12 protein-coding genes are annotated in these 17,300 nt (G+C 38.9%); 5 read left to right on the top strand and 7 right to left on the bottom strand.

The annotated features are described in order from the left end of the window. Window positions 1-85 precede the first annotated feature (85 nt). The 3 genes from AC1M9J_RS11565 (at window position 86) to AC1M9J_RS11555 (ending at window position 5,109) form a co-directional block, all read left to right on the top strand. On the top strand, window positions 86-703 hold the full coding sequence (locus tag AC1M9J_RS11565; protein WP_035268797.1) for a TetR/AcrR family transcriptional regulator: 618 nt from the start codon (window positions 86-88) through the stop codon (window positions 701-703). A 116-nt stretch (window positions 704-819) separates the two neighbouring features. Further along, complete coding sequence (gene ppc, locus AC1M9J_RS11560) at window positions 820-3,510, top strand: phosphoenolpyruvate carboxylase (RefSeq protein ID WP_481952350.1); 2,691 nt, start codon at window positions 820-822, stop codon at window positions 3,508-3,510. A 303-nt stretch (window positions 3,511-3,813) separates the two neighbouring features. Further along, complete coding sequence (locus tag AC1M9J_RS11555) at window positions 3,814-5,109, top strand: solute carrier family 23 protein (protein WP_481596480.1); 1,296 nt, start codon at window positions 3,814-3,816, stop codon at window positions 5,107-5,109. Window positions 5,110-5,165: 56 nt separating this feature from the next. On the opposite strand, the gene AC1M9J_RS11550 is transcribed toward AC1M9J_RS11555, so the two are convergent. The 4 genes from AC1M9J_RS11550 to ilvD all read right to left on the bottom strand — a co-directional run bounded on the left by AC1M9J_RS11550 (window position 5,166) and on the right by ilvD (window position 10,730). Continuing rightward, window positions 5,166-6,869, bottom strand: coding sequence for a putative bifunctional diguanylate cyclase/phosphodiesterase (locus tag AC1M9J_RS11550; RefSeq protein WP_481952349.1), 1,704 nt, complete (start codon window positions 6,867-6,869; stop codon window positions 5,166-5,168). A 170-nt stretch (window positions 6,870-7,039) separates the two neighbouring features. Next, a complete protein-coding gene (locus AC1M9J_RS11545; protein WP_035270424.1) occupies window positions 7,040-7,327 on the bottom strand; it encodes a chorismate mutase in 288 nt (95 codons plus the stop codon). Continuing rightward, window positions 7,320-8,642: a hypothetical protein gene (locus AC1M9J_RS11540; RefSeq protein WP_180028931.1), complete on the bottom strand. Its 1,323-nt coding sequence runs from the start codon at window positions 8,640-8,642 to the stop codon at window positions 7,320-7,322. Before AC1M9J_RS11540 ends, AC1M9J_RS11545 begins: the two co-directional genes overlap by 8 nt. Window positions 8,643-8,900: 258 nt before the next feature. Beyond that, window positions 8,901-10,730: a dihydroxy-acid dehydratase gene (gene ilvD / locus AC1M9J_RS11535; protein ID WP_081403313.1), complete on the bottom strand. Its 1,830-nt coding sequence runs from the start codon at window positions 10,728-10,730 to the stop codon at window positions 8,901-8,903. Window positions 10,731-11,111: 381 nt separating this feature from the next. Between ilvD and fmt the strand changes: the two genes are divergently transcribed. Together fmt and rsmB are read left to right on the top strand one after the other, a co-directional pair. Then, the gene (gene fmt / locus AC1M9J_RS11530; RefSeq protein WP_481596482.1) at window positions 11,112-12,074 is read left to right on the top strand and encodes a methionyl-tRNA formyltransferase; all 963 of its coding nucleotides are present in this window, start codon (window positions 11,112-11,114) and stop codon (window positions 12,072-12,074) included. Next, a complete protein-coding gene (gene rsmB / locus AC1M9J_RS11525) occupies window positions 12,071-13,366 on the top strand; it encodes a 16S rRNA (cytosine(967)-C(5))-methyltransferase RsmB (RefSeq protein ID WP_481587759.1) in 1,296 nt (431 codons plus the stop codon). The genes fmt and rsmB overlap by 4 nt, the downstream gene beginning before the upstream one ends. 93 nt (window positions 13,367-13,459) lie before the next feature. Here the strand turns inward: rsmB and AC1M9J_RS11520 are convergent, their stop codons facing one another. The 3 genes from AC1M9J_RS11520 to AC1M9J_RS11510 all read right to left on the bottom strand — a co-directional run bounded on the left by AC1M9J_RS11520 (window position 13,460) and on the right by AC1M9J_RS11510 (window position 16,879). After that, complete coding sequence (locus AC1M9J_RS11520) at window positions 13,460-13,570, bottom strand: methionine/alanine import family NSS transporter small subunit (protein ID WP_081403317.1); 111 nt, start codon at window positions 13,568-13,570, stop codon at window positions 13,460-13,462. A 1-nt stretch (window position 13,571) separates the two neighbouring features. Next, complete coding sequence (locus tag AC1M9J_RS11515) at window positions 13,572-15,056, bottom strand: sodium-dependent transporter (protein ID WP_481587760.1); 1,485 nt, start codon at window positions 15,054-15,056, stop codon at window positions 13,572-13,574. A gap of 371 nt (window positions 15,057-15,427) precedes the next feature. After that, complete coding sequence (locus AC1M9J_RS11510; protein WP_481587761.1) at window positions 15,428-16,879, bottom strand: aldehyde dehydrogenase family protein; 1,452 nt, start codon at window positions 16,877-16,879, stop codon at window positions 15,428-15,430. Window positions 16,880-17,300: the final 421 nt, after the last annotated feature.

Below are 17,300 nucleotides of genomic sequence, written 5' to 3'. Positions count from 1 at the left end.
ATTTTTTAATTAATATACCGCATGGTACAGTAATTAAAAATCATTTTTCAAGGTATGACCTAAACTGTTTTTTTTGGATTTTTTTGTGCAAATGAATATTGGACGTCCTAAGGATTTAGTTAAAAAGAAACAAATATTAGAGGCAGCTAAACGTTTGTTTCTAAAACAGGGCTTTCATGGTTCAAGCATGAATCAAATTGCCAAAGAAGCTGGCGTGACTAAACTGACGGTGTATAACCATTTTCAAGATAAAGAATCGTTATTTACCTATGCAATTGCAGAAACGTGCGAAGAATCAATCAATGCTCGGCGAATCCAATTACACCCTGAATCCAATTTTTTAGAAGACTTCTATCAGGTGTGTAGTTTAGCGCTGCAAATTGTCAATCTTCCTGAAGCCATTAAGCTTGAGCATTTATTATTAGAATTGGCAGCAGAGCAAAATCCTTTGGCTGAACCTTTTTATAATGCATCTCATAAGCGGTTATTTGTGGTTTGGACTGATTTTTTTGCTCAAGCGATTGAGCACGGATTTATCCAGAAAGATGATGCTGAAAAGCAAACACATTTGCTCCTTTCTTTACTCTTAGGGCATCGACATCATGAAGTATTGTTAGGTGTTCGTCAGGTTCCCAGTGAAGCAGAATGTGATGAAATTATTCATCAAGCCATCGAATTATTTATGCTGAAATACAAAAAATAGCTCTCTCCATTCTTAAATGGCGTATTTTTCACCTAATTTTCTTTAAATTATTTTGCAATCGCTTGGCATGTCATGAATAAGCGGTATAGTCAAAAGAACAAGAAAAGGAGAAAAAAATGATTCAACAAATTGATGCTCCATTACGTGAAGACGTACGCTTACTCGGTAATCTTTTAGGAGAGACTTTAAAAGAACAAGCTGGACAAGATTTGTTTAATCAAGTTGAACAAATTCGTGCACTCGCGAAAGGTGCACGTGATGGTGATAGTGAAGCTGAAAAACAATTAGAAAGTTTATTTTTAAGTTTAAAAGATGATGAGATTCTTCCACTGACACGCGCTTTTTCACATTTTCTGAACTTTGCCAATATTGCAGAACAATATCATGTGGTACGTAGCCGTCGCCAAAATGAGTTTGATAAAAACGGCGCTGCAGCGAATGTCCTTATTCCCCTTTTTGAAAAATTTCAACAACAGCTGATTTCAGCGGAAACCCTTTATCAACAAATTTGTGAGCTAAATATTGAGCTTGTACTCACCGCACATCCTACGGAAGTTAGTCGTCGCACCTTGATCCAAAAATATGATGGGATCAACGAGTGTTTATCTAAGTTTGATCAGCAAAAGCTGACCCCCAAACAGCGCGCTCAAGTTCTTTCTGAATTAAAACAATTGGTTTGTTCAGCATGGCAAACCGATGAAATTCGCCAACATCGTCCAACCCCAATTGATGAAGCAAAATGGGGTTTTACTACCATTGAGCAAACTTTATGGAACGCTATTCCTAAGTTTGTCCGTGAATTGAATCAATTGGTTCAAGAGCATTGTTCTCAAGCTTTACCTTTAGATATTGCACCTGTGCGGTTTGCATCTTGGATGGGTGGTGACCGAGATGGAAACCCAAATGTCACACACAAAGTGACTCAAGAAGTTTTATGGTTATCGCGATGGAAAGCCGCGGATCTCTACCTCCGAGATATTGAAGATTTACGTTGGGAGCTTTCTGTTCAGGCGTGCAGTGATGAACTAAAGACTGCCTTAGGTCAGCCTCATCCAGAGCCTTATCGTGAATATTTAAGAACAACACGTGAACGCTTAAAAATTACAAGAGAATGGCTCACTGCAAAATTACAAGGTCAACATTCTGATGTGGATCGTAGCCAGATTATTCATCACAAAGATGAGTTGTTGCTGCCATTATTGTTATGTTATCGCTCATTAGTCGATTCAAACCTTTCCGGTATTGCTCAAGGAAAGTTACTCGATTTTATTTATCGCGTGAATTGTTTCGGTATTGAGTTATTAAAACTAGATATTCGCCAAGAGTCAGGTCGTCATCGTCAAGCAATTTCAGCGATTACTGAGTATCTTGGACTTGGCAATTTTGAGACATGGACTGAACAAGCCCGTCAAAACTTCTTATTACAAGAACTGCAAAGCAAACGCCCTTTACTTCCTAAGCATCTTAATGAATCTGCTCAAAGTCTTATTGAGCATCCTGATGTTCAAGAAGTATTCGCTACCATGCGAACTTTGGCAGAACAACCTGCTGAAAGTCTAGGTGCTTATATTATTTCAATGGCGGAATATCCAAGTGACGTTTTGGCGGTTCTATTACTCCAAAAAGAAGCAGGTATTAAGCAACCTCTGCGTGTAGTTCCATTATTTGAAACGCTAAAAGATTTAGATGGCGCAGCTTCGACCATGAATACTTTATTCAGTATGCATTGGTACAAACAACATATTCAAAACAAGCACGAGGTCATGATTGGTTACTCTGACTCAGCAAAAGATGCAGGTTTCATGTCTGCAAATTGGGCTCAGTACCGTGCACAAGAAGAGTTAACAGCTATTGCCAAACAACATGGTATACAACTCACTTTGTTCCATGGTCGTGGTGGCTCAATTAGTCGTGGTGGTGCTCCAACCCAACAAGCACTATTTTCACAACCACCTGGCTCAATCTCAGGTGCAATCCGTGTGACTGAACAAGGCGAAATGATCCGATTCAAATTTGGATTAGAAGAAATCGCACTGCAAAATTTAGAGATTTATACCGCAGCTACCCTTGAAGCGACTTTACTGCCACCACCAGAACCCAAGGCAGCATGGCGCGAGTTGATGCACAAGATGACGGAACTCTCTGTGAATGTTTACCGTCAAACAGTCCGCGAAAACCCTCATTTTGTCCAATATTTAAGAACCGTGACGCCAGAGCTTGAATTACAGATGCTACCTTTGGGTTCAAGACCAGCGAAACGAAAAATCAGCGGTGGTATTGAATCCTTACGTGCAATTCCATGGGTATTTGCATGGACTCAAATTCGATTAATGCTTCCAGCATGGTTAGGTACTGGTGCAGCCATCAATCAAGTCATTTCAGAAGGTCACAAAGCTGAGCTAGATGAAATGTTAGAACAATGGCCTTATTTCCAAACTTTAATTGATATGTTGGAGATGGTGCTATCTAAATCAGATAGCAATGTCGCATTGTATTATGAATCTCATCTCACCCAAGATGAAAATCTTAAAGTATTGGGTGCGGAACTACGCCAACGCTTACATGACGCAGTACAAACTTTATTGGCAATGAAAGGTGAATCTAAATTACTCAGTTCTAATGAGGTTCTTGATCAAGCCATGAAGATTCGTAAACCCTATCTTCTTCCATTACACCTGTTACAAGCAGAACTCATGAAAAGACGTCGCGAATATTTAGCTGAACGAACTGTCGAACAAACTGAGGTTGACCATGCATTAATGGTAAGTATCGCAGGTATTGCTGCTGGATTACGTAATACGGGTTGATTTCACGACTGTCTATGCTCAAGTACCTTTATGGGCTTGAGCAATTTAGAGACTTTATTCTAATTTTCAGTAATGACAACAAAGCACCTATAAATTTTTTACTCAATATGGATATAGATTTTTTTGATATAGCTGAATTGCAATAGGCTGATTTTACTTTATTTTTAAAACATATTTTTTTTACCAATGGGTAAAAATTCAATAAAAGTCAGACTATTAGTTTTAATAATTTTTCAAGAAACAGATGATTTCTCGTAAAACAGGCGTATGATGTGCACAATTTAACTATTGAGTGCTCACTTTATGACCAGTTGGTTTCCTAAATGGCGTCCCTTCACGGATGATATTGATACGCGTCCTGTTGGCACGACCGAATATTTACCTCCTGCGCAAAGTGTAGTTCTTGGCATTCAACATGCTTTTGCCATGTTTGGTGCGACAGTTTTAGCACCATTATTAATGGGTTTTGATCCTAATCTTGCCATATTAATGTCAGGTATTTGTACCCTGTTATTTTTCCTCATCACTGGCGGTCGAGTGCCCAGTTATTTAGGCTCAAGCTTTGCTTTTATTGGTGTAGTCATCGCGGCAACGGGCTATACCGGTGCTGGATCAAATGCGAATATTGCATTAGCTGCTGGGGGAATTATTGCCTGTGGTGTACTTTATGCCTTAATTGGTTTTCTGGTGATGGCAACAGGTACTCGATGGATTGAAAAGCTCATGCCTCCTGTAGTAACAGGTTCTGTGGTCATGATCATCGGTCTGCATCTTGCACCGGTAACGGTAAAAAGTGTCGCGGGTAATCCATTTAATATGTGGATGGCATTGATTACTGTCATGTGTATGGCTTCAATTGCAGTATTCACCAAAGGGATGCTACAACGCCTACTTTTACTTGTGGGTTTGGTGCTGTCTTATATCGTATACTTTGTTATTACGAATATCATGGGTTACGGTACTCCAATTAACTTCACGCCGATTACACAAGCTGCATGGTTTGGTCTGCCTAACTTTCATGCTCCTGAGTTCAGTACGAACGCGATGCTCATCATTGCTCCTGTAGCTTTAATTTTAGTGGCTGAAAACTTAGGTCACATCAAAGCAGTCTCTGCCATGACTGGTGAAAATCTAGACCCACATATTGGTAAAGCGTTTGTAGCCGATGGTGTTGCAACATCATTAGCCGGTGGTGTAGGTGCTCCAGGCATGACCACTTATGGGGAAAATATTGGCGTGATGGCTGTGACACGTGTCTATTCCACGATTATTTTCGCCATCGCAGGTGTATTCGCAATTTTCCTTGGCTTATCACCAAAATTTGGTGCAATTATTCAAACCATTCCAACTGCGATTCTTGCAGGTGCATCAATTGTGGTGTTTGGTTTAATTACCATAGCTGGTGCTAAAATTTGGATCGAACATCGTGTCGATTTCTCTAAAAATAAAAACCTCATGATTGCTGCGATCACGCTGATCTTAGGTACTGGTGACTTTGCGCTTCAATTTGGTAGCTTCAATTTAGGTGGTATTGGAACGGCTACCTTTGCTGCATTATTCCTGAATTGGTTCTTTAGCTTAGGTGGAAAGTCTAACTAAAAATCTATCGCATATAAAAAAAGAGAGCTCAATGCTCTCTTTTTTAATTTTTTATTCTAATTAAGTATTTTAAGATTTTTTTCAATCGGTTGAGGTCGACCAAAATAATAGCCTTGAAACGTATTACAGCCATTTTCTTTCAGAACTTGGAACTGCTCTTCAGTTTCTACACCCTCTGCCACCACATTCAGGTCGAGAATCTGTGCTAAATCAATAATCGTTTTCACAATAGCAATATCGCGTGGATTACCGACAATATTTTCTACAAATGAACGATCAATTTTGAGTTGATCCAGTGGAAGCATTTTGAGGTAATTCAATGAAGAATATCCTGTTCCAAAATCATCCATAGAGAATCTTAATCCACGCTCGATGAGCTTTTTCATTTTCTCAATTGAGTTATGCATATCGGTATAGAACATACTTTCAGTGAGTTCTAAACGTAATAATGTTGGATCAATTCCCGCTTCATCAATAATCCGAAGCACATTTTTATCAAAGTCAGTCTTACGGAATTGTTCGACACTAATATTGACTGAAATCGTCCAGTTTGAAGATTCTGGGTATTGGCTCCAATCTTTTAACTGTTGGCATGCTAATACTAATACACGATTACCAACATCATGTATGAGATCAGTTTTCTCTACTTCTTCAATAAATCGACCTGGTAAAATCAAACCGTGTTCAGGATGACTCCAACGTAGCAAGGCCTCATACCCAATCACTTCCTCTTCGCGATTTACTAAAATCTGATAATAAAGTTGGAACTCATCTCGTAATAAAGCTAATCTTAAATCATTTAATAAAGCAGCTTTAGCAATAACACTTTGTTCCATTTCAGGATCAAAAACACATATGCAGTTTTTACCATTTTCTTTAGCTTGATACAGCGCCATGTCGGCGTACTTAAGCAACTCATTTTTTGGCAATTTTGAATTACGGAAAATAAAAATTCCGATACTAGAGCTAGTATGAATTTTATTATCCTTTAATACGAAAGGCTCATTTAATGCAGCACGAACTTTATCAGCGATTTGCATCACTGCTTGATTAGCAATCGTTTCATCTGGATCTAAATCTGAAAGAATAATTAAAAATTCGTCTCCACCAAGACGGACAATTGCATTCTGCTGTGCCACACACTCCATAAGGCGCACCGAGACCATTTTGAGTAGGTCATCTCCACGATCGTGTCCTAACGTGTCATTAATATTTTTGAAGTTATCCAAATCCAACATCATGAGTGCACTATGTGTACCATTTTGTTTACATGATTCAATCACCTCCAACATGCGTTCTTGCATAAAACGGCGGTTAGGCAATCCCGTTAATTCATCATGTAATGCCATATAACGTGCATGGTCTTCGGAATTTTTTAGCTGTGTGATATCAGTTCGAATGGAGATATAGTTTTGTAAAACGCCATTATTATCTTTAAGCGGCACAATCGTGGTTTCAACCCAATATATAGAACCATTTTTAGCTCGGTTACAAATTTCGCCTTTCCAAATTTCTCCACTCGAAATGGCTTTCCACATATATTTAAAAAAACTTCTCGGGTGATAGCCTGAATTAATAATTTTATGTGTTGATCCGACCAGTTCTTCATAAGAATACTGTGAGATATTACAAAACTTCTCATTGACATGAGTAATGACGCCACGTGCATCTGTTATGGCTACAATTGAATGTGCATCAATGGCTACTTTATAGTTTTCAAGATCCTTGACTATTTTTTCTAATTGTAACTGGGTATCCATAGCGCCTTCGACCGTCAGTCTAAAAAGTGATGTATCCAAATGTTAACTTAATATTATTTTTTGTAACACTAAGCTTTGTTGAACCAGTTCACAAATCGGCTATATATTTTGTAAATTTCAATGAATAAAAGAGGAAACTAAGTTCCTCATTCTTATTAGAATTCCGACTATTATGGTCGTATTTCTTTTAACTCTCTTTGAATAAAGTGTTGAATCATCTCTCGATATATTTTTTCCATCAGTAATGGATCCACACCATTCTTTGTAGCCAATTCACGTATTTTTTCAATCACTATTTCAACACGTTCAGGTGACTGTACATCTTGGATAGTTCTTTTAAATCGCACTGCCTGATCTACGTAATATTGGCGTAAACCAATTAATTCTGTTATGGCTTGATCAATTGAATCTATTTGTGCTCGAGCTTGCTGAAGGGTTTCGCATTTTTCTTTATTGATTTTCAATTGATTCGGTATCCCTGTGTTCAGATTCATTTTCACTTTTGTACTTTTGTTCTAACACATTACTGAAAATACTTTCAATCATCCATACACGATATAAGCTATTAAACACATAACTCTTTCCATCGATACGAAGCTCAAGCACTGGTAAATCAGGTTGTGATTTCATCTCACAGAGTAATTGATTTTCTTCTAACTTTTGACTGATCGACTCTTCAGTGAGCGTCGTGATATTCAAGCTCTGTTTTAAGGCTTGAATATGAGGTCGATACGATAGATCTTTACCTTTACTCCAAACAGCCTGCAAGATTTCATACATTGCATCAAGACGTTGATCCTCAGGCACACTGTAAAACAATCGTGCTATTTCATATGTCGCCTGCTGAGTCGGTCGGCAAAACGGCGTAAATTTTACTTCTGTTCGTTTAGATAAACGCGTTGCCAAACTCCAATCAAATAAATCTCGTCCCTGATATTGCAATGGATAAACGGTAAGTTGGATATCGTAATAATCGGCAAGTTCCTCTTTAATATAAGCTAATAATAACCAAGAGATCGGATCTTCTAATGCAATATAGAGGTCTAACTCAGGATTCATCGCCTGAATCTCAGATAATTCTTCAGCATCATTCATTAGGTGTTCCCGCCACTCAATATGATTGATGAGAAAAATAGGATTACCGGTCAAGAGTCTTTGTTGTTTTAAACGGCGGGTCAATCTTAATAAATCATCTACCGCATGATACCGACGATTACCGAGCTCAAAAAAACTTGCTAAAACTGGCGTGTGATCAAAAGTTCGCTCAGCGATTTGTTGTTCTTTTCGATGTCGACTAGCCATGACATACAAAGTACGTAATTTTCCATACTGCTGTTGCCACAACATATGGAAGACATCTTCCAATAAATAGAGAAAATTTTCACCTGTTAATGGGGTATTTCGTAAAATCGTTTCTGCCTGTTGAATCGCTTCAGCACTTGGTATTTCAGGCTTTTCATTATCGAATCCGAAACGATGCTGGTACGCTAAAATTTGGGCATCACGTAGACTGTAATCTTGCCACTCTTCAGGACTCATATCATTTGGAGCTTCAGCAGCAGTATCTGAGATAACAATTTTTAAAGGCTTAATTTCATCTTTTAAAATGTCATTTAATTGTGCCAATTGCTGGACTGCAAGATAACTATACACATCATCTAAACGAAGATAGATCGTTAAACCCTGCTCAGTTGACAAGACCTCTTGACGATTTGGTTTCTGATAAAACCAACTCGATCGTAGCGGATCAAACCAACGGCGTAACAATGACATGAGATGTGCCTCAGATGATTTTACTGGTAAATTATGTGCTCAAAGTATCGAATTCATCGCTTTTTTTAAAACTAAAAAAGTTTGAACGCGAGCAAAACTTATATCAAGACAAAGAGAATTGATCAATATTTATGACCTTTCTATCAAATATTGTCATTAATGTAATTGACGCTTTCAGATGAAATTCAAACTTTTAGTGATTAAAAAAGCATCCCAAAGGATGCTTTTTAATCATGATTGATCTAGTTTATAAGCAGATTAGATATCACGTACCGCACCTTTTGCAGCACTTGTTGCATGCATTGCATACGCTTTCAGTGCTTTAGATACTTTACGTGGACGCTCTTTCGCAGGCTTCCAACCTTTAGCTTCTTGTACTTCACGGCGCGCAGCCAATACATCATCAGCAACTGCTAAGTGAATCGTACGGTTTGGAATATCAATTTCGATACGGTCGCCATCTTCAACTAAAGCAATTGCACCGCCTTCAGCCGCTTCTGGAGACACGTGACCAATTGAAAGACCTGATGAACCACCCGAGAAACGACCATCAGTCACAAGCGCACAGTCTTTACCTAAGCCTTTTGATTTTAAGTAGCTTGTTGGATACAGCATTTCTTGCATACCCGGACCACCTTGTGGACCTTCGTAACGAATCAGAACCACGTCACCTGCTACGATTTTGCCGCCTAAGATTGCTTCTACTGCATCATCTTGGCTTTCAAATACGCGTGCTGTACCGTTGAATTTCAGAATCGAGTCATCTACACCAGCCGTTTTTACGATACAACCATCAAGTGCGATGTTACCGTAAAGGACTGCTAAACCGCCGTCTTTAGAGAAAGCATGTTCTGCATTACGAATCACGCCATTTTCACGGTCGCCATCAAGACGTGTGTAGTAACGGTCTTGTGAGAATGCTGTTTGTGTTGGTACACCGCCCGGTGCTGATTTATAGAAGTTATATACCTCTTCATTTTCAGTACGAATAATGTCCCACTTATCTAAAGCGTCTTTTAATGTTTTTTCGTGTACGGTTGGTACAGAAGTATCTAACAAACCTGCACGGTCTAGTTCGCCAAGGATCGACATGATACCGCCTGCACGGTGGACATCTTCCATGTGAACATTTTTAACCGCAGGTGCAACTTTACACAGTACAGGCACTTTACGTGATAAACGATCGATATCGTCCATTGTAAAATCAACTTCTGCTTCATGCGCAGCCGCTAATAAGTGAAGTACTGTATTGGTAGAACCACCCATCGCGATATCTAAAGTCATGGCATTTTCATAAGCAGCTTTAGGGGCAATGTTGCGTGGTAATACGCTGTAATCATTTTGTTCGTAATGGCGTTTTGTGATTTCAACAATCAACTGACCCGCACGCTCAAATAGTTTTTTACGGTTGGCATGCGTTGCAAGTGTTGAACCATTACCCGGTAATGATAAACCTAATGCTTCTGTCAAACAGTTCATTGAGTTTGCAGTAAACATCCCTGAACATGAACCGCAAGTCGGGCATGCAGAACGTTCGTATGCTTTTACTTCTTCATCTGTGTAGTTGTCATCTGCAGCAACAATCATGGCATCCACAAGGTCAATTGCTTGTTCACCACCACGAATTTGGACTTTACCAGCTTCCATTGGACCGCCTGAAACAAACACAACAGGAATGTTTAAGCGCATTGCCGCCATCAACATTCCCGGTGTGATTTTGTCGCAGTTCGAGATACAAACCATTGCATCTGCACAGTGTGCATTGACCATGTATTCAACTGAGTCAGCAATCAAGTCACGCGATGGTAATGAATACAACATTCCGTCGTGACCCATTGCAATACCGTCGTCTACTGCGATTGTATTAAATTCTTTAGCTACACCACCCGCTTGTTCAATCTGACGTGCAACAAGCTGACCTAAGTCTTTAAGATGCACATGACCCGGTACGAATTGTGTGAATGAGTTGACTACTGCAATAATTGGTTTGCCAAAATCTTCGTCTTTCATTCCAGTTGCACGCCATAAGCCACGTGCACCCGCCATATTTCTTCCGTGTGTTGATGTTTTCGAACGATAGTCAGGCATTTTTATTTCCAACTTAAGCTGAGCTCGATGAATATGTATTCAATCTGGCTAAATGATACTGAAATATAAGGCTAAATCAGTTGAACCTTACTTCTATTATGACAGCTTTCTGATTAACAGTTAACCATTGCTTGCAATTGTTCGTATAGGTCTGATTTGCCCTCAACGATCTAAATCGATGTAAGAGATGTGATCTACTATAAACCCTTATCTGAAATCGTAATACAAAACTTTCATGAATCTTTTTTTAAAAATACATAAATTTTATTAATCACACCTTAAGCACAAAATGCACATGAAAACGTTTCAAATTACGACCTTATTTGGGCGAAAATCGCTTTTGGCATATAATGTTCTTTATATTGTTTTGGAAGTGTCTGAGTGAAAATCATCTTTGCGGGAACCCCTGAATTTGCAGCGAGTGCATTAGCAGCTTTGCTAAAGACTTCTCATGAAATTGTTGCTGTGTATACGCAGCCAGACCGTAAAGCAGGACGTGGACAAAAACTGACAGCGTCAGCGGTAAAGCAATTGGCGCTTGAGCACAATATTCCTGTTTACCAACCTTTACATTTTAAATCGTCGACTGAGGAAGGTTTGGCTGCTCAAGCTGAACTCAAGTCTTTCAATGCTGATGTGATGGTGGTCGCAGCATACGGTTTAATCTTGCCTCAAGTCGTTTTGGATACACCTAAATACGGCTGCTTGAATATTCATGGTTCCTTATTGCCTCGCTGGCGAGGTGCAGCCCCTATTCAACGTGCTATCGCGACAGGTGATACTGAAACAGGTATTACGATCATGAAAATGGCAGCTGGTCTAGACACTGGTGACATGATGTTTAAAACGATGTGTCCTATTACGGCTGAAGATACTTCCGCAACCTTACATGATAAACTGGCTCAACAAGGGGCTGAAGCCACTCTCGCTGTTTTAGAAAGTGAAGACACTTTAAAGCATTATTTAGATACACGTGAAGTTCAAGATGAATCACTTACAGTGTATGCTCATAAACTGTCGAAGGCTGAAGCTCAAATTAACTGGGCAAATGATGCTGTGACGATTGATCGTAATATCCGTGCTTTCAATCCTTGGCCCGTAGCTTTCACACCTATTGATGAAACCAACAATTTACGCATTTGGAATTCGAAACTTTCTCCCCTCACTCCATCAACTCAACAAATCGGTGAAATCATCGCTGTCGATCAGGATGGTGTTCACGTTGTGTGTGGTGATCATCAAGTGATTTGCCTCACTCAACTTCAGTGGCCAGGCGGTAAAGCGCTCAATGCTGCACAAATTCTACAAAGTCAAAAATTGCAGCCAGGACAGATCTTCGCATGAGCCAACAATCTTCTCATTTAAATTTACGCGGACATGTGATTAAAACATTACTGGCCGTTCAGAATGGGCAATCCCTCACCTCTGTTCTTTCCCAACATCTTTCATTGGTTGGTGAGCGTGATCGGGCCTTATTTCATGAATTGACTTTAGGCACTTTACGCCAATGGCATGCACTTAAAGCAATTACTCTCCCTCTTCTGACTAAACCGCTCAACAATGAAACCGTTGAAAGCTGCCTATATTTAGGTTTATATCAACTGCTTTGCACACGTATTCCAGCACATGCGGCTATCTCAGAAACGGTAACAGCCACCAAACAACTTGGTTTTGAAGCTTTAAGTGGCGTCGTGAATGCGATTCTACGTCGTGTTTCACGTGAAACTGAAGAATTCGGCGAAGCATTAGACCAAGCCCATGGTTTACCTAGTTGGCTATTTAAACGCTTGAAAAAAGATTGGCCAGAGCATCTTCAAATGCTTTCAGCTGAGCTTAAACTGGCTGCGCCTTTGACACTACGTGTAAATGAACGACAAGTAAGCCGTGAGGAATATTTAGATATTCTTGATGAAGAAGGGATTGATGCTCATCCATGTGAATGGTCCGATGTAGGCATTATCTTAGATCAATCCGTGCATATTCCTCACCTCCCTGGCTTTGAAGAAGGTGGTTTTTCTGTTCAGGATGAACATGCTCAACTTTGCGCGACCTTGTTGCCGAATCTTGATGATAAGATCGTAATTGATGCATGTGCGGCTCCAGGTGGAAAAACAGCACATATTTTAGAGTGTTATCGTCCTAAAAAGCTGTATGCGATCGATCACGACACAAAGCGTTTAAGCCGCGTAAGTGAAAACTTAGAGCGTCTTGCACTTAATCAGTATGCTCCAGTGGAAATACTCACTGCTGATGCTACGGTATGGTCTGCACCTGAACAGGCTGACTGTATTATTCTTGATGCACCGTGTTCTGCTATTGGAGTTGTACGACGTCATCCAGATATTCGTTTACTTCGCCAATCTACCGATATTCAACAAACGGTTGAACTTCAAAAACAAATTCTGAATCACATGTGGCTACAACTCAAAGTTGGCGGATCAATGCTTTATATTACCTGCTCGATTTTGAAAGCTGAAAATGAACACCAAATGATTGATTTCTTCAACACGCATGCAGATGCTCAAGAAATCAAATTAAATGTAAATTGGGGAATTGAACAAATCCACGGCCGTCAGTTATTGCCACAACAAGGTCATGGTGATGGATTCTATTATTGTTTAATTCAAAAGATTTAATGCTATTTTTTAAGATAGTTTATTTCTAATTTACCGACATATAAAAAAGCCATGACTCGTGTCATGGCTTTTTTAATATTGATCTGAAGTAGTTTAATCTTCAAGCTCATCTGGGTTTTTTGCCAAATGAATCATGGCTAAAATAAGACCACCCCATAACAGCACTGTTGAGATAATAAGCATCATTAAAGCAGAAGTATTCATCTTATTTCTCCTCAGGTCCATTGTCTTTTAGACGACTAAAAACAACCGCACAGAATACAAAGATTGCAACTACACCGCCACCAATTGGCAATAGAATCTCAATTGGATAACCGCCATAACCTTCAGTAAATATTGACTTCAAGGTCATCAATAGCGCAGCTAACAATGAGATTGGCGTAACTACAGTCAACATGAAGTTCCAACCAGCACCTAGCTTAATACTAGCATATTGATTTACATGCTCTTGAAGTTGCTTTAACAACGGTCGACGGAACCATGACACCAATACGATTGATAATAAGCCACCCGCGACAATACCAATATTATTGGCAAAGTAATCGATAATATCGACAAACGTAATCGCGCTGTGAGTTGAGAACAATAAAGTTGAAACAATTGCTGAACCACCTGCAATAATTGTCACAGCCTTCTTACGAGACCATCCTAACTTGTCTTGGAAACCTGCGATTGGAACTTGAAGAATACTGACCATGGATGTAATCCCTGCAACTGTTAAAGATGCAAAGAACAAGAAGCCAAATAAGTCTCCGCCAGCCCCCATGCTTGAAATGATTTTAGGGAAAGCGATAAAAGCTAAACCAATACCACCAGATACAACATCGTCAACTGAAGCACCCGCACTGTAGGCCATGAAACCTAATGCTGCAAATACCCCAATACCAGCTAAAATTTCAAAAGATGAATTTGCAAGAGCAACGACTAGTCCAGAACCAGTTAAATTCGTTTTTTTCTTCAAATACGAAGCGTAGGTCAACATAATCCCGAAACCAACGGATAACGAGAAAAAGATATGGCCAAATGCAGCTAACCACACTTTATAGTTGCCCATTGCTTCCCAGTTTGGTGTAAAGAATGCATTTAAACCTTGGACAGCACCTGGTAAACGAATAGCTTGAATCACGAGAATCGTAAATAAAACCACCAATAATGGCATAAAGATCTTATTCGACAATTCCACGCCTTTCTTCACCCCACCATACAGGATGAACATAACGATCGCCCAAACGACAACCAAACCTATAAATAAGGTCGGAACAAATCCAAATGCTAAGCCTTCGCCATTCTGAAGATAGGTGGTGAAAAAGAATTTTTCTGTATCACTTCCCCACTGTTGACCAAATGAGTAGAACATATAACTACCCGCCCATGACAATACACTGGCATAGTAAATACCAATAATTAATGTCACAGCGACTTGCCACCAACCCAATGATTCACCATTCATCAACTTCTTGTAAGCTGTAGGTGGGGCCTTACGGTATTTATGTCCAACTGCATAATCTAAAAATAAAAGTGGAAGACCGGCAGCAAAAATTGCAACCAGATAAGGGATTAAAAATGCCCCGCCACCATTTTCATATGCGACATAGGGAAAACGCCAAATATTGCCTAAACCTACTGCAGAACCAATAGCTGCAATAATAAAACCTGATCTGGCGCTCCAATTTTCACGTGAAGCTGTCATATAGTACCTAATCCGTAAATGGGTACACGCTTACTGCTATTGTTGATGTTATCTCGCAAGTAATTGCATACCATTAAAATTTTGTTGTTTGAATCAGAAACGGCCTTTTGAGCATTTTTTTCGAATTACAAACCACCCCTTATTTAATATTCTTGGTTAAAGAAAGATGAAATAAAGGATGTTTAATGAATCAACAATAGCGCTTTTAATCAGATTTTTCTGTAATTAATTCAGGAAAAAACTGTGTTTCATCATTTTTTTATTCTTATTGATTAATTTTTAACTCAATATGTTTATTTTTAAATCACAGCGTTAATCTAAACTAAATAATTTAAAAGGAGCGTTATGCTCCTTTTAACATAAATAATAATTTATCCTTGTTTAATCACAAGCAATCGCTCTTCTTGCATATCTCGAATTGCTGATTGAATCCCTTCTCGACCTAGACCTGAATCTTTAACACCACCATAAGGCATGTTATCCACACGGAATGATGGAATATCATTAATGATGACACCACCTACATGTAAATGATTCCACGCATACATCATTTTATTCAGACTTTGTGTATAAACGCCAGCTTGCAGACCAAATCGACTTTGATTAATTGTAGCAATGCCTTTTTCAAAATCTTTATACTTCTCTAGAATAGCTACTGGCCCAAAAGCTTCATCTTTATAAATTTCTAAAGACGTATCAACATTTTCTAGCAATATTGGATCAAATAAAGCCCCTTTTACCTGACCTTCGACTAAAACTTTGGCGCCTTTCTTTACCGCTTTATCGACCCATTTTTTAAGCCTTTTAGCTTCTCCCTCCTTGATCATAGGGCCACATAAGGTCAAGTCTGAATTTGGATCGCTCGCTTTGATTTTTTTAATTTTGGAAATTAATTTCTTCTTTAAATCAGTATAAATATTTTCATGGACTAAAATTCTTTGGACACTAATACAAACTTGACCTGCATGGTTATAAGCTCCCCCAATAAGACGATCAATTAACACATCAGATATTTCAGTATCAGGTTCAATTAAAACAGCAGCATTTCCACCAAGCTCTAAGGTGACTTTTTTTCGACCAGCACGTGCTTTCATATCCCAACCGACTTCATCCGATCCAGTAAAACTGAGTAATTTGAATCGGTCATCGGTTACCAAGATATCTGCCTGTTCGCGAGGACAAGGTAAAACTGAAAATGCACCTTGAGGTAAATCAGTTTCAGCCAACACTTCTGCAATTTTTAGAGCAGAAACTGGTGTAAGTGACGCAGGTTTCAGTACGAAAGGACACCCTGCTGCAATTGCAGGTGCAATTTTATGAGCAGTTAAATTAAGTGGAAAATTAAAAGGACTAATTAATGATATAGCACCAATCGGAACATGTTTAATCATACCTGTGTAACCCTGTGCAGCAGCTGTTACAGCCAATGGCATTAAACGCCCATCGTCCATTTGTGTAACAGCATCAGCAGCGATTTGAAAGGTATTTATAAGACGCTCAACTTCAGCCTGAGCTGCTTTTAATGGCTTTCCACCCTCTGCAATCAAAATTGCAGTTAATTCCTCTCTCATTTCGCTAAAGCGTTTGACACAATGTAATAAAATCTTTTGCTTTTGAAATGGTTCTAATTTTGCCATCGCCTGTTCTGCATCAATTGCAGATTGGATTGCTTTTTCTAAAGTATTTGCATCTGCTAAGGCTACTCGGGCAAATATTTTTTGGCTAAATTTATCTTTTACTTCAAGCCATTGACCTGTTTGGGATGCTTTAGAGGCAACATAAAGAGAATAATCACACTCAATTTTTTTTTCTGAATTGGTCATCACGTATCCTTAAATATATTCGGATTTAAAACTTTTAAATTCACTATATCATGACCTCTCAAGCAACTTCTGTTCATGAGTAATTAAGTAATATATTTTTCACTCTTACTTTTTATTATGTAAATGCCTCTATTGCATCTCGCATGCATTTTAGTCACTCATTATTTAAAGCATTAAAAGACAACCACGACCAATTGATTAGGCGATCATTTTTCTATGTACACAGATGTACCAATAGAAACTAATCATATTTTATGAATTTGAGCATCAGATGGATAAGAGAGGTTGCTATAACTGTTCAACACATAAAATTTATCGTCTATATGATTATTTATTTCAATTTATATATATAAAAAAACACCCCCTTCTATTGAAGGGGGTGTTTAGAATAATGAGCTGGCGATGACTTACTCTCACATGG

The organism is Acinetobacter sp. ANC_7588 (assembly GCF_056783995.1).
The sequence above is the reverse complement of the archived record's forward strand: the minus strand, read 5'-3'. Positions and strand labels throughout refer to the sequence as shown.